Below are 22462 nucleotides of genomic sequence, written 5' to 3'. Positions count from 1 at the left end.
CTCCCGCTCAGTGCAGGGTGGCGTTGCCCGGGTCGAGGCGGTCGATCACGCCCTGCATGGCGCTGTCAAAGGCGCCATCGTCGACATGCGCACGCAGGCGGCCCAGCCGCACCATCACCGCCAGTTCCTCCGGCGAAGCCACGCAGAAGCGCACGCCACGCCGGTTGACGAACAGCAGCCGGGAAGAAATCGGGCTCACCCAGGACAGCTTGCCGGCCTGCACCTTGCCGTCCTTGTCGACGAAGTCCAGCCAACTGCCGATCTCCATCCGGCGGAAGCGATCGGCATCGGCATTGTCGAAATCGTCGGTATCCACCTGGCTGCCCAGTTCGACCGTCGGCGAGTCCGCAACCGGCGGCATGGGCAGGACAACCTGCGGCAGCTCCGGCAGCGCACGTTCCAGCTCCGGCCGTGACTCGGCGATGCCCTGCAGGGTGTCATGCAGTGCATCGATGGCCGAGGTTGCCGCATCGCCGTGTACGCCGACACTGGCGAACACCTTGGCCAGCACCGGCTGCCAGGCTTGCAGCCAGGGCTTGCCGATGATCTGCCGGCGCGCTTCGGCCACTTCCTCCAGCAGGCCATCGCCCAGGGCCAGGGCTTCGGCGACCGATGCACCGTCTTCGCCCTCGCGCAGCAGCGCCAGGGTCAGGTGGTGCTGCCACGGCTGGCGCAGGAACTCGGCGATGGCCGGTGGCAGGGTGGCATCGCCTATGCGGCGATCCAGCTCGGTGGCCGCGCGCGTGCGGGCCATTTCCAGCTTTTCCTGGCCGCGCTGCGTTTCGGCTGCGCGCCGCTCGGCAATCTCGACGCGGCGACGGTGCTGCACCAGGAAGTCGCGGAACTCCTCTTCCAGGGTGAGGAAGATGGCCAGGTTCTCGTTGAACTCGGCGACCAGGCGCTCGATGATCTCCTCCACCTTGGCCATCAGCATGCGCTCGGCCTGGCTCTCGCCGGTGTTGCCTTCGCAGGCCTCGGCCAACGAATTGAGCAGCTTGCGCGCCGGATGGGTCTTCTGCACGAACATGCGGCGGTCGAGCATGGCGACCTTGACGAAGGGCACCACCAGGCGGCCGATCAGTTCGCGCGAGCGACCCTCCAGTTCGCGTTCATCCAGCATGACGTCGAACAGCATGCCGACCAGGTCGATCGCGTCCTCGTCCTGCGGATCCAGGCGGGTCTGGCCCGGGTCGACGCCCAGCCGGGTGGCGCTGGACAACACCTCGCTCTTCAGGCGCTGCGCGAGCGACTCACCATCCTCACCGATCGCCGCACGCAGCGTGGCGCTGGGGGTCGCCTGCAGCAGCGACAGCACCGACATCATCTCGCGCTGGCTCAACGGGCGCTGCTGGCCCACGGCCACCTGCGCGGCCGATGTTGCGTCCTCACGCACGTGGCGCGTCTGCTGCAGCAGTTCCTGCAGCGCTTCCAGCAACATCCCCTGCTGGCCATAGGCCTCGCTGCCGGCGGCGCCGGGACCGTCCCCACCGGCCTGCTGAAGGTGGCCTCGGCGCTCGGACCAGCGCGCGGCGAAGCGCTGCGCCCACGCCGGTGCGGCCTGCTCGTCATCGCTGAAATCGCTGTCGAACCCCGGCACCGGGCGCTGTTCGACCAGATCGTCCAGCCCCTGCGGTGAACGCGGGCCCGGGGCCGCCGGGGTGCGGCGCACCGCGCCCATCTGCGACATCACGCCGGCCGCCGCGAGCTGCTCGTCCAGCTTGTCGTAGATGCGGCCGACCGGCGCGCGCAGGTCGCGCTCGCACAGCTTGATCAGCACCAGGTGGACTTCCGGCGCCAGTTCGCAGCCGGCGAAGGCCTCGTGGATAGCCACGCCCAGATGTTCCGGGCTGATCGGGTTCAGGTCGGCATCCAGCGGCACATCGCCGGCCAGCCAGCCCAGGCGGCGGTCCAGCCGCGCCAGAACCGGCTTGAAATCACGCAGCAGCACCGTGGCGAAGTTGCGCACCGCCAGTCGCGATTCGAGCACGTGCTCGGCCAGCAGGCTCAGGCCATCCTCGGCCGGGCCGGACAGGGTCGCATCCGCCGACAGTGGCTCTCCGGCAACCAGAGCCGCCCAGGCGCGTTGCAGATGGCCGGCAAAGGCCGCCGCTATCTCCTCGCGCCGCCGGCGCAGCTCGCGCATCGCATCAAGGAACAGCAGCTGCGAGGCGCCGGCATTGCCGGCACGGTCGAACAGGGCGTCGTCGAAGCGCGCCAGTGCCGCCCCGAAGGCCTGGCACAGCGCGGGCAGGACGGCGTCACGGGCAAGCTGGAACTGGGCCGGGTCACGACCCGACGTTCCCAACGGTGTGGGCGCGCTCATCATTCGGGAAGGCTCCCCACCTTCTCTGGTGCGACAGACAACATGGACATCGCGACGACCGGCACACCCCATGTACCGATACGTCGATGGTAGGCCGGCCCGCCCCTCACGGACAGTGAAACAGTCCTCACTTCAAACCTCGTGACCCACGGCCCGGCAAGAGGGATATCGTAAGCCGTGCAAGGCCCGCGAGGCGAGAGGAAGCCGGCGTCCGATTGCCGCCAGTGGCATGATGTTCATCACAGTTTGATAGTGAGGGGAGAGACGCCGCAGCCACGGCGTCATCGACCACCGCGACTATAATCAAATGCCCGTGATGACCGGTTCAGACGCCATGCCCGACCCCGCCGCCCTGCTTGCCCTCGATGCCCGCCGCTCGGTGCCCTCGCGGCAGCTGGGCGAGCCCGGGCCGGACCCGCAGACCCTGCTGCGTATGCTCACCTCGGCGGTGCGGGTGCCCGACCACGGCAAGCGGGTGCCGTTCCGGTTCCTGAAGATTGCCGGCGATGCGCGTCACACTCTGGGCGCGTTCCTGGCCGAGCGCAGCCGCCAGCGCGATCCCACTGCCGGCGAGGCCGTGTTCGAGAAGGATCGCCAGCGTTTCAGCCATGCGCCGCTGGTGATCGTGGTGGTGGCCAGCCCCCGCCCCGACCCGAAGGTGCCCGAGCAGGAGCAGCTGATGACCGCTGGATGCGTCTGCTTTGCCCTGCTGCAGGCCGCACAGGCGCTGGGCTTCGGCGCCCAGTGGCTGACGGCGTGGATGGCGTTCGACCCGGCCGTACACGCCCATCTGGGGCTGGCCGACGGCGAACGCATCGCCGGTTTCATCCATATCGGCACCGCCCGCGCCGACGTGCCCGAGCGCGAGCGTCCGGATCCAGCCGCCCTGCTGCGCGACTGGACGCCACCGGCATGACCTTGCCGGCACCGGCGCCGGCGCTGTACCTGGTCGACGCCAGCATCTACGTGTTCCGTGCCTGGCACTCGCTGCCCGACCAGTTCCAGGATGCGCAGGGCTGGCCGACCAATGCCGTGCACGGCTTCGCGCGCTTCCTGCTGGACCTGCTCGAACGCGAGCGTCCGCAGCACATCGCCATCGCCTTTGACGAGGCGCTGGACAGCGGCTTCCGCCATCGCCTGTATCCGGCGTACAAAGCCAACCGCGATCCGGCTCCGGAGGCGCTGAAGCGCCAGTTCGTGCATTGCAAGGCACTGTGCGCGGCGCTCGGTCTGGCCGTGCTTGCCCATCACGACTACGAGGCCGACGACCTGATCGGCAGCGCCCTGCATGTGCACCGCGGCAGCCACCGCGGTGTCATCATTTCCGCCGACAAGGACCTGTCGCAGCTGCTGCTGGACCACGACGAGCAGTGGGACTATGCGCGCAACCAGCGCTGGAGCGTGGCCGGGGTGAAAGCGCGGCATGGCGTGCATGCGCACCAGATCGCCGACTACCTGGCACTGTGCGGCGATGCGGTGGACAACATCCCCGGCATCAGCGGCGTCGGCAGCAAGTCCGCGGCGGTCCTGCTGGCCCACTTCGGCAGCCTGGATGTGCTGTACGAGCGCCTGGACGAAGTGCCCTTCCTGCGCCTGCGCGGCGCAGCGCAGATGGCAGTGCGCCTGCGCGAGCAGCGCGAGCATGCCCTGCTCTGGCGACAGCTGACCACCATCGCGCTGGACGCGCCGCTGGAAGGCTGCCAGCCCGGCCTGCTGCGGCAGACGGCCGACCCGGAGCTGCTCGGCGGCCTGTGCCAGACCCTGCGCTTCGGCCCGATGACCCGCCGCCGGCTGTTCAACGCCGCCGGCATGGCCGACCCGCTTCCCACTCCCTCCTTTTCCAATTCCGGCGAGCCCGCATGAGCCAGCGCAATACCGAAGCCCCGCGTGTCGTCTATGAAGGCAAGTACCAGCGCATGCTGGTACGCGGCACCTGGGAATACAGCGAACGCACCCACGCCGGTGGCCTGGCGGCGATCATCATCGCCGTCACCCCCGAGGACAAGGTGCTGTTCGTCGAGCAGTTCCGCGTGCCCCTGCAGGCATCGACCATCGAGATGCCGGCCGGGCTGGTCGGTGACATCCATGCCGGCGAGTCGATCGAAGTCTCGGCGGTACGCGAACTGGAAGAAGAGACCGGCTGGACCGCCGAGCACGCCGAAGTGCTGATGATCGGCCCGACCTCCTCAGGCGCCAGCAGCGAGAAGATCGCCTTCGTGCGCGCCACCGGCCTGCGCCGGATCGGCGAAGGCGGCGGCGATGACAGCGAGGACATCACGGTGCACGAGGTCCCGCTCAAGCAGGCTGCCGCGTGGCTGGTGCAGAAGATGGGCGAAGGCTACGAGCTCGATGCCAAGCTCTGGGCCGGGCTGTGGATGATCGAACATCACCTGGACGGGCGTCCGCGTGGCTGACGCCGACCTGCACACCTTGCCGGCATTGCTGGGCGCTGACGACCCGGCGATCTACACCATCCACCGGCCGCAGGGCGCTTCGCCGTACCTGCTGCTGGCCGATCACGCCGGGCAGCAGGTACCGCGCGCACTGGCCGGCCTCGGCCTGCCGCAGCGCGAACTTGACCGCCATATCGGCTGGGACATCGGCATTGCCGGCACCACGCGTGCATTGGCCGAACGGCTGGATGCCTGGGCCATCGAGCAGACCTATTCGCGCCTGCTGATCGACTGCAACCGTCCGCTGGCATCGCCGACCCTGATTCCGGAAGCAAGCGATCACACCGTGGTACCGGGCAACGCCGGCCTGTCGGCCGCACAACGTCAGCAGCGCATCGACGCGATCCACGCGCCCTATCACGCCCGCATCGAAGCGGAACTGGATGCGCGCCGCGAAGCCGACCGCCCGACCCTGCTGGTGATGATGCACAGCTTCACTCCCTCCATGAACGGCACGCTGCGGCCATGGCATGCCGGCGTGCTCTACCACCAGGACACGCGCTTTGCCCACGCCCTGCTGCAGGCACTGCGCGACGAAGGCGATCTGGTGGTCGGTGACAACGAACCGTATTCGGTAAGCAGTACCAGCGACTACGCGGTACCGGTGCACGGCGAAGGGCGCGGCCTGGTGCACGTGGAACTGGAGATCCGTCAGGACCTGATCGCCGACGCGGCCGGGCAGCAGGCGTGGGCCGAGCGGCTGGCGCGGATCTTCAGCGCGTTGCAGCCACGGCTGCTGGCATCGGTGTAACGCCATCCGGGCCCGGTAGCGCCGGGCCATGCCCGGCGGCACTGGAGGATTCACCGTCGCGTTGCGCCTCGCCGGGGATGGCCCGGCGCTACCGGGTCATCCTGCAGGTCGATCATGCGTCGTTGGCCAGGCAGGCGGGGACCGCCGGGGCGACCGGCGCCGGGCGCAGGGCCAGCGCGATGACCACGCCGAGCAGTGCAAACACTGCGGCGCCGTACTCCGCACGCACCAGCCCGGCCAGCGCATCCGGAGAGCCGGCAGCTGCCACGTCGGCGTTGGCCACCATCACCAGTACCGCCAGGCCCAGCGCACCGCCGATCTGCTGTGCGGTGGCCGCCATGCCCGACGCCACGCCCTGCTGCGCCGCCGGCACGCCCTGACCCGCCACGATCCACATCGCGGTCCAGGTCATGCCCTGGCCGATGCTCAACACCACCACGCCCGGCAGCAATGGCCAGAAATTCGAGGCATGCGGCAGTGCCGCCGCCACCCAGGCGATGCCGACGGCACCGGCCAGGTTGCCGATCACAAGCACTCTGCGCGCGCTCCAGCGCTGCAGCGTCCACTCGGCAAGCTGGATGCCCACGGTGCACACCGCCGTGGCCGGCAGGAATGCCAGGCCGGCCTGCAGCGGACTCCAGCCGTAGCCGTCCTGGAAGTACAGCGCCATGAAGTAGTACTGCACACCGTAGCTGCTCATGAAAGCGAAGGTCAGGCCGAGGGCGGCACGAAGGCCCGGCAGGCGCAGCAGCGCGAACTGCATCAGTGGATCGCGGCTGCGCAGCTCGATCTGCACGAACGCGAACAGGATCAGTATCGACAGCACCAGGCAGCCCAGCGTGACGGGCGCCGCCCACCCCCATTCGGGGCCCTGTACCAGCGTGGTCACCAGCAGGCTGCCACCCAGGGTCACGGTGATGCAGCCGGCCAGATCGAACGAACGGCCCTGCGGGCGCGAAGCATCGGGCGGCAGCCACGCACCGGCGGCAAGCGCGCACGCGGTGGCCAGCGGCACGATCACCGCCAGCACCGCCGGCCAGCCGAAGGCCTGGGTGAGTACGCCACCGAGCAGCGTACCCAAGGCAAGACCCACTGCACTGGCCATGCTCCAGATCGCCAGCGCGCGGTTGCGGGCCGGGCCTTCTTCATACAGCGTGTTGATCAGGGCCAGCGTTGCCGGGAACAGCAGCGCGGCACCGATGCCCTGCGCTGCGCGCGCGATGATCAACAGGCCCGCATTCGGCGCCAGCGCGCCGAGCAGCGATGCCACCGCGAACAACAGCATGCCCAGGCGGTAGAAGCGGCGGCGGCCGATCAGGTCGGCGGCGCGCCCGCCCAGCAGCAGGCTGCCGCCGAAGGCCACGGTGTAGGCACTGACCACCCATTGCAGCTGCTGCGCGTTGATCTGCAGCGCGCGGCCCATGTCATGCAGCGCGACAAAGATGATGGTGGCATCCAGGGCGATGATCAGCTGGGCGGTGGCCAGCAGGGTCAGTGCCCAGCGCGGGTATTTGAGGGGAGGCATCGGTGGTCTGGACTGAAGGGGGAGCGCAGTCTCATTGATGCAGCGGAATCAATAAACCCCTCACCCGCCATATCTGTCATGATTTTCTGCATGAGTGGATCATCGATGGACCTCAACGCGGTGCGCATGCTGGTGCAGGTGGCCGAAGCACGCAGCTTCACCGTCGCTGCCGGCCAGCTCGGCCTGAGCCAGTCCGGGCTGTCGCGCGCGATCAGCCGGCTCGAGGTGGACCTGGGCGTGAAGCTGCTGCAGCGGAACACGCGCAACGTGGCATTGACCCCGGATGGGCGCCAGTTTGTAGAACAGGTCGCGCCACTGCTGTGCGGACTGGAGGACGCGGAACGGCAGCTTGCCGATCGCCCCTGCACGCCGTCGGGCACGCTGAAGATCAGTGCGCCGTCGATGTTCGGCCGCAAGGTGCTGGTGCCCCTGCTGGCGCCGCTGCTGGAGCGCCATTCACAACTGCAGGTCGAAGCCGTGCTCAGCGATCGCCTGGTCGACCTGGTCGAAGAGGGGTTCGACGCCGCGCTGCGTACCGGCACCATCGCCGACCAGCGCATCGTCGCCCGGCCCCTGCGACCGCTGCGCTGGGTGACCGTCGCCAGCCCGGACTACCTCGCCCGGCGCGGTGCACCGGGCGATGTGGCCGCACTGGCGGGGCATGCCTGCCTGGCCGTGCGCAACCTGCGCAGTGGCCGCCTGGTGGACTGGCAGTTCCTTCAGGACGGCCAGCTGCGCGAGTTCACGCCACCGACGCGGATGGTGTTCGACAGCGGCGACCCATTGGTGGAAGCCGCCATCGCCGGTATCGGCATCGTGCAGGTAATGGACTTCGCCGTGGCCGACGCCTTGGCCGACGGCCGTCTGTTGCGCGTGCTGCAACCGTATGAAGGCCGCAGCCGCGAACTCTCTTTGATCTACCCACCTTCGCGCCAGCACTCGCCGAAGCTGCAGGTGCTGGCCGACGCGCTGCTTGCAGGGGACTGGTAGCACCGGGCCATGCCCGGCGAGTCAAACCGCGGCAACAGATCGCGATGCCGCCGGGCGTGGCCCGGCGCCACCGGCGCGTTACGCGAAGCTGTCCGTGGCGCGCACCAGCGCGTCGACATTCTCCGCTTCGAACGCGGAGTGGCCCGATGCCGGGGTGATTTCCAGCTTCGCCTTCGGCCACACCTTGGTCAGGTCCCAGGCATTGGCGAGCGGGCACACCACGTCGTAGCGGCCATGCACGATCACGCCCGGGATGTCGGCGATGCGGTGCGCGTCGCGCAGCAGCTGGTCTTCCACCTCGAAGAAGCCACCATTGACGAAGTAGTGGTTCTCGATACGGGCAAAGGCCAGCGCGAAATGCGGGTCTTCGTGGCTGTTGATGAAGTCGTCATCCACATGCAGGAAGCTGGTCGCACCCTCCCACACGGCCCAGGCCTTGGCTGCTTCCAGGCGGGTCGCCTCGTCTTCACTGGTCAGGCGACGGTGGAACGCCGAGATCAGGTCATGGCGTTCAACCACCGGAATGGGCTTCAGATAGTGCTCCCATGCATCGGGGAACAGGCGGTTGGCGCCTTCCTGGTAGAACCACTCCAGCTCCCAGCGGCGGAGCATGAAGATGCCGCGCAGAACCAGTTCGGTGACGCGCTGCGGATGGGTTTCGGCGTAGGCCAGCGCCAGGGTTGACCCCCAGCTACCACCGAACACCTGCCAGCGGTCGACGTTCAGATGCTCGCGCAGCCGCTCGATATCGGCGACGAGGTCCCAGGTGGTGTTGTCCACCAGATCCGCATGCGGCGTGGAACGGCCGGCACCGCGCTGGTCGAACAGGATGATGCGGTACTTCGCCGGGTCATGGAACTGGCGCATCTTGTCGCTGCAACCGCCGCCCGGACCGCCGTGCAGCATCACCACCGGCTTGCCATCCGGATTGCCGCACTGCTCGAAGTACAGCGTGTGGCGGTCGTCGACCTTCAGGGTGCCGACGTCATAGGGGGTGATGGCGGGGTACAGCGTACGCATGCTTGCAGCTCCAGGGTGATGCCCTGCCGGGGCAGGAGAACCCACATTCTAGGCCGGTCGCCGGCCGAGGGTGACCCGATCACGCTGCTCAAGGTCCTGCTGGGTCTGCACGTCGGCGAAACCGGCCGCATCGAACAGCGTGCGGATCGCCGCGCCCTGGTCCCAGCCGTGCTCGATCAGCAGCCAGCCCGCCGGCTGCAGGTGTTCGGGCGCGCCTGCGACGATGCGGCGGATATCGTCCAGTCCGTCGATGCCGGACGCCAGCGCGCTGGCCGGCTCGAACCGCAGGTCGCCCTGCTGCAGATGCGGATCTTCGCTGGCGATGTAGGGCGGATTGCTGGCAATCAGTGCAAAGCGCGCGCCCTGCAGCGGTGCGTACCAGTCCTGTCCACCTTCAGCGAAACGCACGTTGCGCAGTTCATGGTGGGCGGCATTGCGCGCAGCCATGGCCAGTGCACCAGGGCTGGCATCGGTGGCCAGCACCTGTGCCAGCGGCCGCTCGCTGGCCAGGGCCAGGGCGATCGCACCACTGCCGGTCCCGAGGTCGGCCACGGACAGCGGGCGGTCCGGTGGCAGGCGTTCCAGCGCCAGCTCCACCAGCAGTTCGGTTTCCGGACGCGGGATGAGGGTCGCCGCATCGACCCGCAGATCAAGCGTCCAGAACCCGCGCCGGCCGGTCAGGTAGGCCACCGGTTCGCCGGCGGCGCGACGCGCCAGCAGCGCCTCGAAGGCAGCCTGCGCCGTTGCCGGCAGCGGATCGGTCGCATGGGCGAACAGCCAGCTGCGTGGACGCTCCAGCACATGCAGCAGCAGCAGCTCGGCTTCGTGGCGGGCGTCGATGCCGCCCAGGCGGGCGCTGGCGTCGGCCACCACCTGGCGCAGGGAGGGTTGGGTTGGGGAAGACATTCCGCAATTGTAGAGCCGAGCCCATGCTCGGCTGCTTCTGGAACAGCCGAGCATGGGCTCGGCTCTACAGATCCGCGGTCGAGCGTGGGCTCGGCTCCATAGATCCACAGCCGGGCGCGGGCTCGGCTCTACAAAAGCTGGAATCCGTTCAGGTTTCGCCCGAGGGCATAAGGAGGGGCTATCAGCCCTCTTCACGCGTCCCTGGCGATTTTCCTTGTCACACAGGCAGTTGCAGGATGAGGGACGCAAGGTTCAGTGCGGGCTCATGGCAATTTGATAGTCTCCATCTATCAAATAGATGCAATCAATGGATTGTTCTTATCGCAACTGAGCCGGTAACCTAGCTCCTGTCGATTCACCCACTCCCTTCACCCAGAGGAAAAATGATGTCCCTCATCAATACCCAGATCCAGCCGTTTGAAGCCAACGCCTACCACAACGGCGAGTTCATCAAGGTTTCCGATGCCAGCCTGAAGGGCCAGTGGTCCGTCCTGATCTTCATGCCGGCTGCATTCACCTTCAACTGCCCGACCGAGATCGAAGACGCCGCCGACCACTACGCCGAGTTCAAGAAGGCTGGCGCTGAGGTCTACATCGTCACCACCGACACGCACTTCTCGCACAAGGTGTGGCACGAAACCTCGCCGGCCGTCGGCAAGGCCCAGTTCCCGCTGGTCGGCGACCCGACCCACCAGCTGACCAACGCCTTCGGCGTGCACATTCCGGAAGAGGGCCTGGCCCTGCGCGGCACCTTCATCATCAATCCGGAAGGCGTGATCAAGACCCTGGAGATCCACTCCAACGAGATCGCCCGCGACGTCTCCGAGACCCTGCGCAAGCTGAAGGCCGCCCAGTTCACCGCCGCCAACCCGAACCAGGTGTGCCCCGCGAAGTGGAAGGAAGGCGAGAAGACCCTGACCCCGTCGCTGGACCTGGTCGGCAAGATCTAACGCAGCACCGGCACGCCGTGGCCCCACGCCACGGCAGGCCCATCTCCATGCCGGCGGCATCGCCGGCGTGGGGGTGAACCCAAGACAGCCATCGCCGGCCCGTCGCGGCCAGCCAGCCCCTTCCACGGTCACTGTCTTGGGTTCACCCCTACCCCCTGCTGGTCCGCTACCTTCTACAGCGGTGCCACGCCCCCTGTTTGCCTGAAGCCAGGAGAAGACCCGATGTTGGACGCCAACCTGCAGTCGCAGCTGAAGACCTATCTGGAGCGCGTGACCCGCCCCATCCAGATCACCGCGCATGCCGACGACGGCGACAAGTCGCGGGAAATGCTGGAACTGCTGCAGACCCTGGAAAGCCTGTCCGACAGCATCTCGCTGCAGGTGCTGCGTGATGGCCAGGGCCGCGTGCCTTCGTTCGACCTGGGCACGCCCGGCCAGGACATCCACCTGACCTTCGCCGGCCTGCCGATGGGTCATGAATTCACCTCGCTGGTGCTGGCGCTGCTGCAGGTGGGCGGTCATCCGTCCAAGGCCACCGCCGAACTGATCGAGCAGGTGCAGAGCCTGGAAGGCGAGTACCGGTTCGAGACCTATTTCTCCCTGTCCTGCCAGAACTGCCCGGACGTGGTGCAGGCGCTGAACCTGGCCGCGGTGCTCAACCCGCGCATCCAGCACGTGGCCATCGACGGCGCGCTGTTCCAGGAGGAAGTGGAGAAGCGCGAGATCATGTCGGTGCCGACCGTGTATCTCAACGGTGAAGTCTTCGACCAGGGCCGGATGACGCTCGAACAGATCGTGGCCAAGCTGGATACCAACGCCAGCAAGCGCGACGCAGAGAAGATCGCCGCCAAGCAGGCCTTCGACGTGCTGGTGGTGGGCGGCGGCCCGGCTGGCGCGGCCGCAGCGATCTACGCCGCGCGCAAGGGCATCCGCACCGGCATCGCCGCCGAGCGCTTCGGCGGCCAGGTACTGGACACCATGGCCATCGAGAACTTCATCTCGGTCAAGGAGACCGAAGGCCCGAAGCTCGCCACCGCGCTGGAGCAGCATGTGCGCGAGTACGACGTGGACATCATGGATCTGCAGCGCGCCACCGCGCTGGTGCCGGCCGGCGACGATGGGCTGGTACAGGTGCAGCTGGAAAACGGCGCGGTGCTGAAGTCGCGTGCGGTGATCCTGTCCACCGGTGCGCGCTGGCGGCAGATGAATGTGCCGGGCGAAGAGCAGTACCGCAACAAGGGTGTGGCCTACTGCCCGCACTGCGATGGCCCGCTGTTCAAGGGCAAGCGCGTGGCGGTGATCGGTGGTGGCAACTCCGGCGTTGAAGCTGCCATCGATCTGGCCGGCATCGTGTCGCATGTAACCCTGCTGGAATTCGATTCCAGCCTGCGCGCCGATGAGGTGCTGCAGAAGAAGCTTCGCAGCCTCGGCAATGTCACCGTGCTGACCAGCGCCCAGACCACCGAAGTGCTGGGCGATGGCAGCCGGGTCACCGGGCTGGTCTACAAGGACCGCATCGGTGGCGACGCCCACCGCGTAGAGCTGGAAGGCATCTTCGTGCAGATCGGCCTGCTGCCCAACACCGAGTGGCTGAAGGACACCGTGGCGCTGTCGCCGCGCGGCGAGATCGTCATCGACGACCGTGGCCAGACCAGTGTGCCCGGCGTGTTCGCCGCAGGTGATTGCACGACGGTACCCTACAAGCAGATCATCATCGCCATGGGCGCCGGCTCGACCGCCGCACTGAGCGCGTTCGATCACCTGATCCGCTCGTCGGTGAGCAAGAGCAGCGGGGCCGTTGCCGAAGCTGCCTGATCCACTGCTCCCGGGTTGCCGGGAGCATTGTCAGCTGCGGGGTGACCACGCCGCCAGCCGGTCCGTTATCCCTGGGATGTGAGGATGAATCTACGCGATCTGAAGTACCTGGTAGCCCTGGCCGACCACAAGCATTTCGGTCGGGCTGCCGCGTCGTGCTTCGTCAGCCAGCCCACGTTGTCCACCCAGATCCGCAAGCTGGAAGAAGAGCTGGGCCTGCCGCTGGTCGAGCGGGCCCCCCGCAAGGTGATGCTGACCCCGGCCGGCCAGGAAGCCGCTGCACGGGCGCGGGTGATCGTGTCCGAGGTGGAGCAGCTGAAGGAAGCGGCACGGCGCAGCCGCGATCCGGAAGCCGGCACGGTGCGCCTGGGAATCTTCCCGACCCTGGGCCCGTACCTGCTGCCGCATGTGATCCCGCGCATCCGCGAACGTTTCCCGGAACTGGAACTGCTGCTGGTCGAAGAGAAGAGCGATGTGCTGCTGGAGCGCCTGCGCGAAGGCAAGCTCGATGCCGCGCTGCTGGCACTGCCGGTGATCGACGATCAGCTGCACGCCGAGTTCCTGTTCGAGGAGCCGTTCCTGTTGGCCGTTTCCGGTCGCCATCCGCTCGCCCAGCGCGCTCATCTGGATGTGCAGGAACTGGCCACGCAGAAGCTGCTGCTGCTGGAAGACGGCCATTGCCTGCGCGACCAGGCGCTGGAAGTGTGCCGGCTGTTCGGCGCCAACGAGAAATCCGAGTTCCGCGCCACCAGCCTGGAAACATTGCGGCAGATGGTCGCCGCCGATGTCGGCATCACATTGCTGCCAAGCCTGTCGGTGCAGCCCCCCGTCCCGCGCTCGAACAACATCCGCCTGCTCGATTTCATCGGTGAGGGCCGGCCCAGCCGCCGTATTGCGATGGTCTGGCGCCGCAGCTCGGCGATGAACGACTTCCTGATGGAGCTGGCCAGCCAGTTCAAGCGCCTGCCGCATGCGCTGTTCACGCTGGAAGCCGCCAATGGCACGGCCGCCGATCCGGCCAGCCTTTCCGGCCCCGCGCTGAACGGCTGACGGCCCCGCGTCCCCGCCCCCGAGCGGCGGGAGTCGATTCCGGTCGCATTTGTCCCCACAATACAGACAGGCGGCGCCAGCAGGCGCCGCCTTTTGCATGGTTTTCAACCAAGGAGTTTTACATGAACACCGCCAGCGGCCTGCCGCCGTCGATCACTGTCTCAACCTTCGACATGGACCGCCTGGAGGCCATGCTCGAAGCCCCTGCGCTGAGCCAGACGCCTGCCGCGCTCGCGCTTGCCGAAGAACTCAACCGGGCCACCGTGCTGGCGCCGGACCAGATTCCCGAAGGCATCGTCATGATGCATTCCCGCGTGGAGTGCGAAGATGGGGTCTCAGGCGAGAAGCACGTCCTGACCCTGGTCTTCCCCCGCGAAGCCAACGTCGATGAAGGCAAGGTTTCCGTGCTGGCCCCGGTCGGCAGTGCCCTGCTCGGCCTGTCGGTCGGCCAGAGCATCGACTGGACTGCACCCGGTGGTCGCAAGCTGCGCCTGCGCGTGACCGCAGTGCACAACGACCGTCCCTGATCTCCGCTGCGCACTGCGCGCGATCCGATTCCCCGTACCAGGAGCCGTAATGAGTACCTCGTCCAAACTGTCCCAGCTGCGCGAACTGTCCGTGGTCGTTGCCGATACCGGTGACTACGAGGCGATCAAGCGCCTGCAGCCGGTGGACTGCACCACCAACCCGACCCTGGTGAAGAAGGCACTGGACCTGCCGGTCTATGCCGATCTGATCGAGCGCGAACTGGCCTGGGGCCGTCAGCAGAGCGGCGACCGCGAGGCCGTGGTGCATGCGGTGGCCGATCGGCTGACCATCGGCGTCGGCGCGCTGCTCAGCACGCTGGTGCCGGGCCGCGTGTCCACCGAGGTGGATGCTGACCAGGCGTACGACACCGCCGCCACCGTGGCCAAGGCCCGCCAGTTCATCCAGATGTACGCCGATGCCGGCGTACCGCGCGAGAAGATCCTGATCAAGATCGCCGCGACCTGGGAAGGCGTGGAAGCGGCGCGGATCCTGCAGGCCGAGGGCATCGACTGCAACCTGACGCTGATCTTCAACCCGACCCAGGCGCTGGCCTGCAGCGAAGCGGGCGCGTTCCTGATCTCGCCGTTCGTCGGCCGCATCCTTGACTGGTACGTGGCCAACGGCCAGACCCCGGCCAACATCGATGAGGACCCGGGCGTGAAGTTCGTGCGCAGCGTGTATGCGGAGTTCAAGCGCCGTGGTTCGCCGACCGTGGTGATGGGCGCCTCGTTCCGTTCCACCGCACAGATCGAGGCGCTGGCCGGCTGCGACCGCCTGACCATTTCGCCGGATCTGCTGGAGAAGCTCGACGCCGATCACGGCGAGCTGCCGCGCAAGCTGGTGCCCGGTGAGGGTAACGGCGTGGCGGTGACCCCGATCGATGCGGCGACGTTTGCGGCGGATCTGGCTGCCGATCCGATGGCGACCGAGAAGCTGGCGACCGGTATCGAGGCGTTCGCCAAGGATCTGGAAGCGCTGCGCGAGCGGATCCGCGCGGCGCTGTAAGGGTTCCAGCCAACGGCTGAGCCCCTCGTGGCGGGGGCTTGGTCGCGAAAGGCGGGTCATGCGTTTGGCAGGGTGGGTAGGCCGTGCAGGGGACGCTGCAAGTACGTCCCTGTAAGCTCGGTCGCCGCATCCATGCGGCTCACGCCCCTGCACAGCCTACCCACCCTGCCTTCGACAATTTCCTGCGGCCGCCCGCCACGGAAGAAAGAGAGAAGAGCAACAGCGGGTCGCGCGCTTCGCTTGCTCGGAGCGGAGCATGGCTCCGCTCTACAAAAGACACCGCAGGATCAAACAAAAAGGACGCGGCGAAGGCCGCGTCCTTTTTGTTTTCCTTCAGTTCGTCAGTAACCCACGCTCTTGCCCACCGTCACCGGGAAACTGTCGGAGGTGGGGTGGTGTGGGTTGGCAGGACCGTTGGCGCCATGAATGGCGCCATCGAGCCCCCATGGATGGGTTCACGGCGTGTCCTGCCGACCCACACCGCCCCGCCCTACTCACAGCAACCCAGAGCCGCTTTGGCTTTGGCTCTGGCTTTTGCTTCGGCAGTTGCTTTCCGCTTCTGCCCGCCGCAGGCGGACCACCGCGCGTCAGCGCGGCGCCTCCACATCCAGCCCGATCGGGCAGCTCACCCCGGTGCCGCCGATGCCGCAGTAACCGTTCGGGTTCTTCGCCAGGTACTGCTGGTGATAGTCCTCGGCGTAGTAGTACTCCGGCGCCGGGAACACGATCTCGGTGGTGATCGGGCCGTAGCCGGCCGCGTCCAGCTGCGCCTGGTAGGCCTCGCGGCTGGCCAGCGCAGCGGCGTACTGCGTTTCGTCGGTGGCATGGATCGCCGAACGGTACTGGGTGCCGGTGTCGTTGCCCTGGCGCATGCCCTGGGTCGGGTCGTGGCTTTCCCAGAACAGCTGCAGCAGCCGTTCCAGGCTCACCACCTTCGGATCGAACACCACCTGCACCACTTCGGTGTGGCCGGTCAGGCCGGAGCAGACTTCTTCATAGGTGGGATTCGGCGTGACGCCGCCGGCATAGCCGACCGACGTGCTGTACACGCCCGGCTCCGACCAGAATTTGCGCTCGGCTCCCCAGAAGCAGCCAAGCGCGAAACGGATCTGCTGCAGGCCGGCAAAGCGGTCCTTCAGCGGGTGACTGTTCACGAAGTGCTGGTTGCTGTGCAGCGGCAGTGGCTGATCACGCCCTGGCAGCGCCTCTTCCGGGCGCGGCAGGCGCTGCTTGAAGGCGCCGATGCCCAGGATGCCCTGTCCGATTCCCAACATGATGCGCTCCTACGCCGGAAGGCCGGCAATGTCGTCTGCATCGGAAATGGGGGCGTCGGCGGCGTGGCCCAAGTCCAGGCCGGCGACGATGCCTTCAGCCTCGGCCCGCGCGGCGTCGGGGATGCCGACCCTCAATACACCGAACAGCGGCAGCTCGCCCATGCCCCCCAACAGCTGCTCGCCGAACACGAAGGCAGGAATGCCGGCGTCTTCCAGCGCGTGCTTCACCAGGTGGGCGTCGAACAGATTGTCGGCCTTGTACACGATGTGCATGGGGCGGCTCCACGGGAGAGGCCTCCAGCATACGCCCGGGCGCTGAATGCCGCCGCTGCGCTCGCCGGGCATGGCCCGGCGCTACCCCTGCCCCCCCCTGCGCCCGGTAGCGCGGGCGCAACCCCGGCAGCCCTTCCCCTTACGCGCTAGACTGTTGGTCTTTCTGCCCTTTTTCGCCCAGCCTCATGTCCGAGCACACCCCCGCCAGCCCCGAGACCCCCGCCGACAGCCACGAAAAGCGCGATTTCATCCGCCAGATCGTGCGCGAGGACCTGGCCAGCGGAAAGCACCAGGCGATCAAGACCCGGTTTCCGCCGGAGCCGAACGGCTACCTGCACATCGGCCATGCCAAGTCGATCTGCCTGAACTTCGGCATTGCCGGCGAGTTCAGCGGCGTATGCAACTTGCGCTTCGACGACACCAATCCGGCCAAGGAAGACCCGGAGTACGTGGCCGCCATCCAGGATGATGTCCGTTGGCTGGGGTTCGAGTGGAACGAACTGCGCCACGCCTCCGATTACTTCCAGGCCTACTATCTCGCCGCCGAGAAGCTGATCGAGCAGGGCAAGGCCTATGTGTGTGACCTGTCGGCCGAGGAAGTGCGTGCCTACCGTGGCACCCTGACCGAGCCGGGCCGTCCCTCGCCGTGGCGCGAGCGCAGTGTCGAGGAGAACCTCGACCTGTTCCGCCGCATGCGTGCCGGTGAATTCCCGGACGGTGCGCGCACCCTGCGCGCGAAGATCGACATGGCCAGCGGCAACATCAACCTGCGCGATCCGGCGCTGTACCGCATCAAGCATGTCGAGCACCAGAACACCGGCAATGCGTGGCCGATCTACCCGATGTACGACTTCGCGCATGCGCTGGGCGATTCGATCGAGGGCATCACCCACTCGCTGTGCACCCTGGAATTCGAGGACCATCGCCCGCTCTACGACTGGTGCGTGGACAACGTCGATTTCGCCCATGACGACGCACTGACCCAGCCGCTGGTCGATGCCGGCCTGCCGCGCGAAGCTGCCAAGCCGCGCCAGATCGAATTCTCGCGCCTGAACATCAACTACACGGTGATGAGCAAGCGCAAGCTGATGGCGCTGGTCACCGAGCAGCTGGTGGACGGCTGGGAGGACCCGCGCATGCCGACCCTGCAGGGACTGCGTCGCCGCGGCTACACCCCGGCGGCAATGCGCCTGTTCGCCGAACGCGTGGGCATCAGCAAGCAGAACTCGCTGATCGACTTCAGCGTGCTGGAAGGCGCGCTGCGCGAAGACCTCGATGGCGCCGCACCGCGCCGCATGGCCGTGGTCGACCCGCTCAAGCTGGTACTGACCAACCTGCCCGAAGGCCATGAAGAACAGCTCACCTTCAGCAACCATCCGAAGGACGAGAGCTTCGGCAGCCGTCAGGTGCCGTTCGCGCGCGAGGTCTGGATCGACCGCGAGGACTTCGCCGAAGTACCGCCGAAGGGCTGGAAGCGCCTGGTGCCGGGCGCCGAAGTGCGCCTGCGTGGTGCCGGCATCATCCGCTGCGATGAGGTGATCAAGGATGCCGACGGCACCATCACCGAGCTGCGCGGCTGGCTGGATCCGGAGTCGCGCCCCGGCATGGAAGGGGCCAACCGCAAGGTCAAGGGCACCATTCACTGGGTCAGCGCCGTGCACGGCGTTCCGGCCGAGATTCGCCTGTACGACCGGCTGTTCTCGGTGCCGAACCCGGACGACGAGTCGGAAGGCAGGACCTACCGCGACTACCTCAATCCGGAATCGCGCCGCACCGTCACCGGCTATGTCGAGCCGGCCGCGGCCAGCGCCGCGCCGGAGCAGTCGTTCCAGTTCGAGCGCACCGGCTACTTCGTTGCCGACCGCCGCGACCACACCGAAGCCAAGCCGGTGTTCAACCGCAGCGTGACGCTGCGCGATACCTGGTCGGCCTGAAGACCTGCGCGGGCGCCGACACGGCGCCCGCACGCCCGCACGCCCGCGACGATGATCACCGCCCTGTCCGCCCTGCTCTGGTTTCTGACGCAGCATCCGCTGCTGACCTTCTTTGCAGCAATGGGGCTGGCCGCGCTGGTCTCGTGGTGGCGGCGTTCACCGGTCTACGCCATCGTGGTGTTTCCGCTGGCGATGCTCAACATCTTCCTCGGCAGCTTCCTCAACGCCACTTTCCTCAATGCGGTGGGCGAGCGCGGTGAAGCGGTGATCGTGAAGGCCGAGGAAACCAATTCCACGCTCAACGAACAGTACATCTGGCGCTACGAAGCGGTGCTGCGCACCGCCGAGGGTCGCGACGTGGAGGTGGTGTTCCACACCAACACCGCCTCGCTGTGGCCGCTGGAGAACGCGATCCGCATCCCGGCTCAGGACCAGCCGTTCGTGGTGAAGTACACGCCGGGCTTTCCGCGCAACTTCGTCATCCTCACCACCGAATCACCGCACGGCATCGCCCAGGCCCGTGCCAGCGCGCGCGAGCGGGTGGAGGTCGCCGCACGCAAGCTGCACTTCAGCCCGGGCAACGCCGATTTCCGCGCGGACTATCGCCGCGAACTGGATACCTGGCTGCGTGACCATGGCAACGATCCGCAGCAGCAGTCCGACGCACGGCGATATCGCGCAGAACGCGAAGCACTCGATCACTAGCACCCGGCCCGGCCTGGATGCTCCACCCGATCCATCCACAGGCCTGACATGACCACGACGTCCACCGCCCTCCTCCCGCTGCTGCAGCAGGTCCTGCAGGACGCTGGCATCGCCAGCCGCGTCGACGGCGGCGCGCTGCTGCTGGACAGCGGCCTGCGCCTGACCCCGCATGCGATGGCGGCACACGCGCGCGACAACGGTGGCTGGCAGACCTCCACGGTCATCGAGGCGCAGCACCCCACCCTGTTCGCCGATGGCCTGTTCGAGTACCAGCACGCCAACGGCGCCGATGAGCAGGCCTCGCTGCTGTCCGGCTTCCAGGCCTGGGTGCGGGTGGACCTGGCCACCCTGCAGACCGCAGTGGGCGCCGACGATGCGCAGGGCCTGCCGATGATGGGCCTGACCTATCCAGCAGGTGATGACGGCAAGGAACACGGGCGCACCGTGGTGCTGGGGCCGCTGGCCCACTACCGCGCGCAGGAGGTGGAGGTCGCCACATGCAGTGAGGACGACCACGGTTCCTGCCCCTGCTGCCTGTTCACCAGGAGCATGGACGCCTTCGACGAGCTGCTGAAAGCGCGCCAGTTCCTTGCCATCTGCCTGTTCGCCTCGCGCGATGCCGATGGCCTGTGCGAGGCCGATTGCCGGGTCAATGGCCACGACTTCGCCCCTGCCCTGCCATTGCTGCGCGCGTATGCCGCCAGTTGGCCGCAGGCCGGGCTGGAGTTCCGCAAGCAGTACGTGGTGATCCGCACCGGCTCACCCGGCTGACGCGCCCACACCCGGTACAGGCCGGTGCGGCTACACTGCGCGCCGGTTTCCCAAGCAACCGCACTTTTCCCATCCCACACGAGGCACCCCCGCGATGCTGTATGCGCAAGTCCACCTGACCCTTCCCGCCTGGATCCACGACGAGATCGACCTGGATCGTCGATATCCGGGCGATGAGGCCAAGGTCGCGCTGGCCATCGAGCTGTCGCGCCAGAACGTCGAGCACGCCAGCGGCGGCCCGTTCGGCGCCGTGGTGTTCGGTCCGGACGACAAGGTGATCGCCGCCGGCGTGAACCGGGTGATGCCGCATGCCACCTCGTTGGCACATGCCGAGAACATGGCCTACATGCTGGCCCAGCAGCGCCTGCAGACGCCGCGCCTGAATGCCGTGCTGTCGCCGGTCACCCTGGCCACCAGCTCGCAGCCGTGCTGCCAGTGTTACGGCGCTACGGTGTGGGCCGGCATCGACCGCCTGCTGATCGGCGCCAGTGCCGCCGATGTAGAGGAACTGACCCCGTTCGACGAAGGCCCGCTGCCGGCCGACTGGGTGGGCGAGCTCAACAAGCGTGGCATCGAGGTGGTGCAGGGCCTGAACCGCGACGCCGCACGCAGCGTGCTGCGCGCCTATGGGGAAAGCGATGGCGCCCGTTACTGAAACCGGCATCGGCCTGCTGTGCCTGTGCCGGCAGGGCTTCGAGCCGGAGCTGGCCGGCGAACTGCAGTTCCGCGCCGGTGAGGCAGGGTTCGCCGGCTACGCACGTACCCAGCGCAATGACGGCTATGTGTTGTTCATGTGCGACGAAGCGGCCGCGTTGGCACCGCGGTTGCCGTGGCGCGGCCTGATCTTCGCGCGGCAGAAGCTGGTGGTGCTGGCTGAACTGCCGCAGCTGGATCCGGCCGATCGCATCACGCCGATGCTGGAGGTGCTGGCCGATGCGCCACGCTTTGGTGATCTGTGGGTCGAACATCCGGATTCGGATGCCGGCAAGCCACTGTCCGGGCTCGCCCGTGCGTTCGGCAACGCGTTGCGCCCGGCGCTGCGCAAGGCCGGCAAGCTCAGCGACAAGCCCAATGCACGGCTGCCACGCCTGCACGTGGTGTTCGTGGACGGCACCCACGCCTTCATCTGCGTGGCCGACCCCGCCGACAGCGCACCGTGGGCACTGGGCATTCCGCGCCTGAAACTGCTGCCGGAGGCACCTTCGCGTTCGGCGCTGAAGCTGGACGAAGCCCTGCTGACCCTGCTGACGCCGGAAGAACGCGAGGCACTGGTGAAACCCGGCATGCGCGCGGCCGACCTGGGCGCGGCACCGGGCGGCTGGACCTGGGTGTTGACCCGCCAGCACATGCAGGTGCTGAGCATCGACAACGGCCCCCTGCGCCAGCACGTACTGGATACCGGCCTGGTCGAGCACCTGCGCGCGGATGGCTTCCATTGGCACCCGGAGCAGCCGCTGGACTGGATGGTGTGCGACATGGTCGAGCAACCGCGTCGCGTTGCCGAACGCATGGCCACCTGGTTCCGCGAAGGCTGGTGCAGGCATGCCATCTTCAATCTGAAACTGCCGATGAAGAAGCGCTGGGACGAGACCCGGCTGTGCCTGGACCTGTTCCAGGAGCAGGCTGGCACGTCGCTGGAAGTGCGTGCCAAGCAGCTCTATCACGACCGCGAAGAGATCACCGTGCTGGCGTCGCCGATGCGGTGATGCGCGGCAGGGTCATCGCCCGCACAGGATGCCGCGGGTACGCTTCCGTCAACGCCTGCCAGGAGTCCGTCATGTACCGTCCGCGTTTGCCCGTGCTGCTGGCTGCCCTGCTGGCCACGTCCCCCGTGCTGGCGCAGCAGCTGCCGCCCACACCCGCGCAGAGCCAACCGCTGGGTCCGACCGGCGGAGCCATCCGCCAGCAGCCCTTGAATGCCGGACGGGTCACCGGCAGCGTCGATATCCCGATGCCCGCAGGGGAGGCCCAGGTCACGGTGCGCTCGGTTGAACCCAGCAGCGTGACCGGCCAGTACCGCATCCACTTTGCCGCGCTGGATACCGACGGTGATGGCTTCATCAGCCGTGCGGAGGCCCAGGCCAATCCTGCACTGGCCGATGAGTTCACCGCGCTGGACAGCAAGCGCCGCGGCAAGCTGGATCGTGCCGACCTGGCCGGCTGGCTGATTGATTGATCCGGTTCACGGA

At 67.4% G+C, this 22462-nt stretch carries 22 protein-coding genes; 16 read left to right on the top strand and 6 right to left on the bottom strand.

Features of this window, described 5'->3' with window-relative positions:
• Positions 1–7: 7 nt before the first annotated feature.
• Positions 8–2326, bottom strand: a complete 2319-nt coding sequence (gene pacR / locus AC5P5M_RS17390; protein WP_053519132.1) for a PacR family protein — start codon at positions 2324–2326, stop codon at positions 8–10.
• Between the two features lie 331 nt (positions 2327–2657).
• On the opposite strand from pacR, the gene AC5P5M_RS17385 reads away from it, so the two are divergent.
• The 4 genes from AC5P5M_RS17385 to AC5P5M_RS17370 are packed head-to-tail and all read left to right on the top strand — an operon-like array spanning position 2658 to position 5527.
• Positions 2658–3239 (top strand): nitroreductase family protein, encoded by a 582-nt coding sequence (locus AC5P5M_RS17385; protein WP_053519162.1) that lies wholly within the window; start codon positions 2658–2660, stop codon positions 3237–3239.
• Positions 3236–4186, top strand: a complete 951-nt coding sequence (locus tag AC5P5M_RS17380; RefSeq protein ID WP_065175990.1) for a 5'-3' exonuclease — start codon at positions 3236–3238, stop codon at positions 4184–4186. The genes AC5P5M_RS17385 and AC5P5M_RS17380 overlap by 4 nt, the downstream gene beginning before the upstream one ends.
• A complete protein-coding gene (locus AC5P5M_RS17375) occupies positions 4183–4737 on the top strand; it encodes an NUDIX hydrolase (RefSeq protein ID WP_053519128.1) in 555 nt (184 codons plus the stop codon). Before AC5P5M_RS17380 ends, AC5P5M_RS17375 begins: the two co-directional genes overlap by 4 nt.
• Positions 4730–5527 (top strand): N-formylglutamate amidohydrolase, encoded by a 798-nt coding sequence (locus AC5P5M_RS17370; protein ID WP_346480692.1) that lies wholly within the window; start codon positions 4730–4732, stop codon positions 5525–5527. Before AC5P5M_RS17375 ends, AC5P5M_RS17370 begins: the two co-directional genes overlap by 8 nt.
• 112 nt (positions 5528–5639) lie before the next feature.
• Here AC5P5M_RS17370 and AC5P5M_RS17365 read toward each other — a convergent pair whose 3' ends face one another.
• On the bottom strand, positions 5640–7052 hold the full coding sequence (locus AC5P5M_RS17365; protein ID WP_053519124.1) for an MFS transporter: 1413 nt from the start codon (positions 7050–7052) through the stop codon (positions 5640–5642).
• A gap of 105 nt (positions 7053–7157) precedes the next feature.
• Here AC5P5M_RS17365 and AC5P5M_RS17360 point away from each other — a divergent pair, with 105 nt between their 5' ends.
• Entirely contained in the window at positions 7158–8042 is an 885-nt protein-coding gene (locus AC5P5M_RS17360; protein WP_065182851.1) for a LysR family transcriptional regulator, read from the top strand.
• Between the two features lie 78 nt (positions 8043–8120).
• Here AC5P5M_RS17360 and pip read toward each other — a convergent pair whose 3' ends face one another.
• A complete protein-coding gene (gene pip / locus AC5P5M_RS17355; RefSeq protein ID WP_065175985.1) occupies positions 8121–9062 on the bottom strand; it encodes a prolyl aminopeptidase in 942 nt (313 codons plus the stop codon).
• A 48-nt stretch (positions 9063–9110) separates the two neighbouring features.
• Positions 9111–9968, bottom strand: coding sequence for a peptide chain release factor N(5)-glutamine methyltransferase (prmC, locus tag AC5P5M_RS17350; RefSeq protein WP_180875733.1), 858 nt, complete (start codon positions 9966–9968; stop codon positions 9111–9113).
• Positions 9969–10354: 386 nt separating this feature from the next.
• Here prmC and ahpC point away from each other — a divergent pair, with 386 nt between their 5' ends.
• From ahpC to AC5P5M_RS17325, 5 genes are all read left to right on the top strand, one after another.
• The gene (ahpC, locus tag AC5P5M_RS17345) at positions 10355–10918 is read left to right on the top strand and encodes an alkyl hydroperoxide reductase subunit C (protein WP_005408159.1); all 564 of its coding nucleotides are present in this window, start codon (positions 10355–10357) and stop codon (positions 10916–10918) included.
• Positions 10919–11140: 222 nt separating this feature from the next.
• The gene (gene ahpF / locus AC5P5M_RS17340) at positions 11141–12733 is read left to right on the top strand and encodes an alkyl hydroperoxide reductase subunit F (protein WP_164153151.1); all 1593 of its coding nucleotides are present in this window, start codon (positions 11141–11143) and stop codon (positions 12731–12733) included.
• 84 nt (positions 12734–12817) lie between these two features.
• Complete coding sequence (locus AC5P5M_RS17335; RefSeq protein ID WP_065175982.1) at positions 12818–13783, top strand: LysR substrate-binding domain-containing protein; 966 nt, start codon at positions 12818–12820, stop codon at positions 13781–13783.
• 122 nt (positions 13784–13905) lie between these two features.
• Positions 13906–14310, top strand: coding sequence for a nucleoside diphosphate kinase regulator (rnk, locus tag AC5P5M_RS17330; protein WP_053519113.1), 405 nt, complete (start codon positions 13906–13908; stop codon positions 14308–14310).
• Positions 14311–14359: 49 nt separating this feature from the next.
• The gene (locus tag AC5P5M_RS17325) at positions 14360–15316 is read left to right on the top strand and encodes a transaldolase (RefSeq protein ID WP_065182848.1); all 957 of its coding nucleotides are present in this window, start codon (positions 14360–14362) and stop codon (positions 15314–15316) included.
• Between the two features lie 587 nt (positions 15317–15903).
• On the opposite strand, the gene msrA is transcribed toward AC5P5M_RS17325, so the two are convergent.
• Both msrA and AC5P5M_RS17315 read right to left on the bottom strand, forming a co-directional pair.
• Positions 15904–16569, bottom strand: coding sequence for a peptide-methionine (S)-S-oxide reductase MsrA (gene msrA / locus AC5P5M_RS17320; protein WP_053519160.1), 666 nt, complete (start codon positions 16567–16569; stop codon positions 15904–15906).
• A 30-nt stretch (positions 16570–16599) separates the two neighbouring features.
• Positions 16600–16863 carry a putative signal transducing protein gene (locus AC5P5M_RS17315; protein ID WP_053519109.1) on the bottom strand — a complete coding sequence of 88 codons (264 nt, stop codon included), beginning with the start codon at positions 16861–16863 and terminating at the stop codon, positions 16600–16602.
• Positions 16864–17048: 185 nt separating this feature from the next.
• On the opposite strand from AC5P5M_RS17315, the gene AC5P5M_RS17310 reads away from it, so the two are divergent.
• From AC5P5M_RS17310 to AC5P5M_RS17285, 6 genes are all read left to right on the top strand, one after another.
• Positions 17049–18797 (top strand): glutamine--tRNA ligase/YqeY domain fusion protein, encoded by a 1749-nt coding sequence (locus AC5P5M_RS17310; protein ID WP_495206195.1) that lies wholly within the window; start codon positions 17049–17051, stop codon positions 18795–18797.
• A gap of 51 nt (positions 18798–18848) precedes the next feature.
• Positions 18849–19502 carry a hypothetical protein gene (locus AC5P5M_RS17305; protein ID WP_495206194.1) on the top strand — a complete coding sequence of 218 codons (654 nt, stop codon included), beginning with the start codon at positions 18849–18851 and terminating at the stop codon, positions 19500–19502.
• 48 nt (positions 19503–19550) lie between these two features.
• On the top strand, positions 19551–20273 hold the full coding sequence (locus AC5P5M_RS17300; RefSeq protein WP_495206193.1) for a DUF6348 family protein: 723 nt from the start codon (positions 19551–19553) through the stop codon (positions 20271–20273).
• Between the two features lie 94 nt (positions 20274–20367).
• Positions 20368–20928: a nucleoside deaminase gene (locus tag AC5P5M_RS17295; RefSeq protein ID WP_495206192.1), complete on the top strand. Its 561-nt coding sequence runs from the start codon at positions 20368–20370 to the stop codon at positions 20926–20928.
• Positions 20912–21979 carry a 23S rRNA (cytidine(2498)-2'-O)-methyltransferase RlmM gene (gene rlmM, locus AC5P5M_RS17290; RefSeq protein WP_495206191.1) on the top strand — a complete coding sequence of 356 codons (1068 nt, stop codon included), beginning with the start codon at positions 20912–20914 and terminating at the stop codon, positions 21977–21979. Before AC5P5M_RS17295 ends, rlmM begins: the two co-directional genes overlap by 17 nt.
• A 71-nt stretch (positions 21980–22050) precedes the next feature.
• Positions 22051–22449 (top strand): EF-hand domain-containing protein, encoded by a 399-nt coding sequence (locus AC5P5M_RS17285; RefSeq protein WP_065182845.1) that lies wholly within the window; start codon positions 22051–22053, stop codon positions 22447–22449.
• Positions 22450–22462: the final 13 nt, after the last annotated feature.

The sequence above is a fragment of the Stenotrophomonas sp. YJH_SMC_106-19 genome, assembly GCF_059368375.1.
The sequence above is the reverse complement of the archived record's forward strand: the minus strand, read 5'-3'. Positions and strand labels throughout refer to the sequence as shown.

What these genes read in the sequence shown, in the direction of transcription:
- AC5P5M_RS17300 (WP_495206193.1), top strand. Translation starts at nt 19,551, where the DNA reads ATGACCACGACGTCCACCGCCCTCCTCCCGCTGCTGCAGCAGGTCCTG.
- AC5P5M_RS17385 (WP_053519162.1), top strand. Translation starts at nt 2,658, where the DNA reads ATGCCCGACCCCGCCGCCCTGCTTGCCCTCGATGCCCGCCGCTCGGTG.
- AC5P5M_RS17305 (WP_495206194.1), top strand. Translation starts at nt 18,849, where the DNA reads ATGATCACCGCCCTGTCCGCCCTGCTCTGGTTTCTGACGCAGCATCCG.
- AC5P5M_RS17285 (WP_065182845.1), top strand. Translation starts at nt 22,051, where the DNA reads ATGTACCGTCCGCGTTTGCCCGTGCTGCTGGCTGCCCTGCTGGCCACG.
- pip (WP_065175985.1), bottom strand. Translation starts at nt 9,062, where the DNA reads ATGCGTACGCTGTACCCCGCCATCACCCCCTATGACGTCGGCACCCTG.
- AC5P5M_RS17335 (WP_065175982.1), top strand. Translation starts at nt 12,818, where the DNA reads ATGAATCTACGCGATCTGAAGTACCTGGTAGCCCTGGCCGACCACAAG.
- ahpF (WP_164153151.1), top strand. Translation starts at nt 11,141, where the DNA reads ATGTTGGACGCCAACCTGCAGTCGCAGCTGAAGACCTATCTGGAGCGC.
- AC5P5M_RS17365 (WP_053519124.1), bottom strand. Translation starts at nt 7,052, where the DNA reads ATGCCTCCCCTCAAATACCCGCGCTGGGCACTGACCCTGCTGGCCACC.
- AC5P5M_RS17360 (WP_065182851.1), top strand. Translation starts at nt 7,158, where the DNA reads ATGGACCTCAACGCGGTGCGCATGCTGGTGCAGGTGGCCGAAGCACGC.
- pacR (WP_053519132.1), bottom strand. Translation starts at nt 2,326, where the DNA reads ATGATGAGCGCGCCCACACCGTTGGGAACGTCGGGTCGTGACCCGGCC.
- rnk (WP_053519113.1), top strand. Translation starts at nt 13,906, where the DNA reads ATGAACACCGCCAGCGGCCTGCCGCCGTCGATCACTGTCTCAACCTTC.
- AC5P5M_RS17315 (WP_053519109.1), bottom strand. Translation starts at nt 16,863, where the DNA reads ATGCACATCGTGTACAAGGCCGACAATCTGTTCGACGCCCACCTGGTG.
- AC5P5M_RS17380 (WP_065175990.1), top strand. Translation starts at nt 3,236, where the DNA reads ATGACCTTGCCGGCACCGGCGCCGGCGCTGTACCTGGTCGACGCCAGC.
- AC5P5M_RS17295 (WP_495206192.1), top strand. Translation starts at nt 20,368, where the DNA reads ATGCTGTATGCGCAAGTCCACCTGACCCTTCCCGCCTGGATCCACGAC.
- prmC (WP_180875733.1), bottom strand. Translation starts at nt 9,968, where the DNA reads ATGTCTTCCCCAACCCAACCCTCCCTGCGCCAGGTGGTGGCCGACGCC.
- AC5P5M_RS17375 (WP_053519128.1), top strand. Translation starts at nt 4,183, where the DNA reads ATGAGCCAGCGCAATACCGAAGCCCCGCGTGTCGTCTATGAAGGCAAG.
- ahpC (WP_005408159.1), top strand. Translation starts at nt 10,355, where the DNA reads ATGTCCCTCATCAATACCCAGATCCAGCCGTTTGAAGCCAACGCCTAC.
- AC5P5M_RS17310 (WP_495206195.1), top strand. Translation starts at nt 17,049, where the DNA reads ATGTCCGAGCACACCCCCGCCAGCCCCGAGACCCCCGCCGACAGCCAC.
- AC5P5M_RS17325 (WP_065182848.1), top strand. Translation starts at nt 14,360, where the DNA reads ATGAGTACCTCGTCCAAACTGTCCCAGCTGCGCGAACTGTCCGTGGTC.
- rlmM (WP_495206191.1), top strand. Translation starts at nt 20,912, where the DNA reads ATGGCGCCCGTTACTGAAACCGGCATCGGCCTGCTGTGCCTGTGCCGG.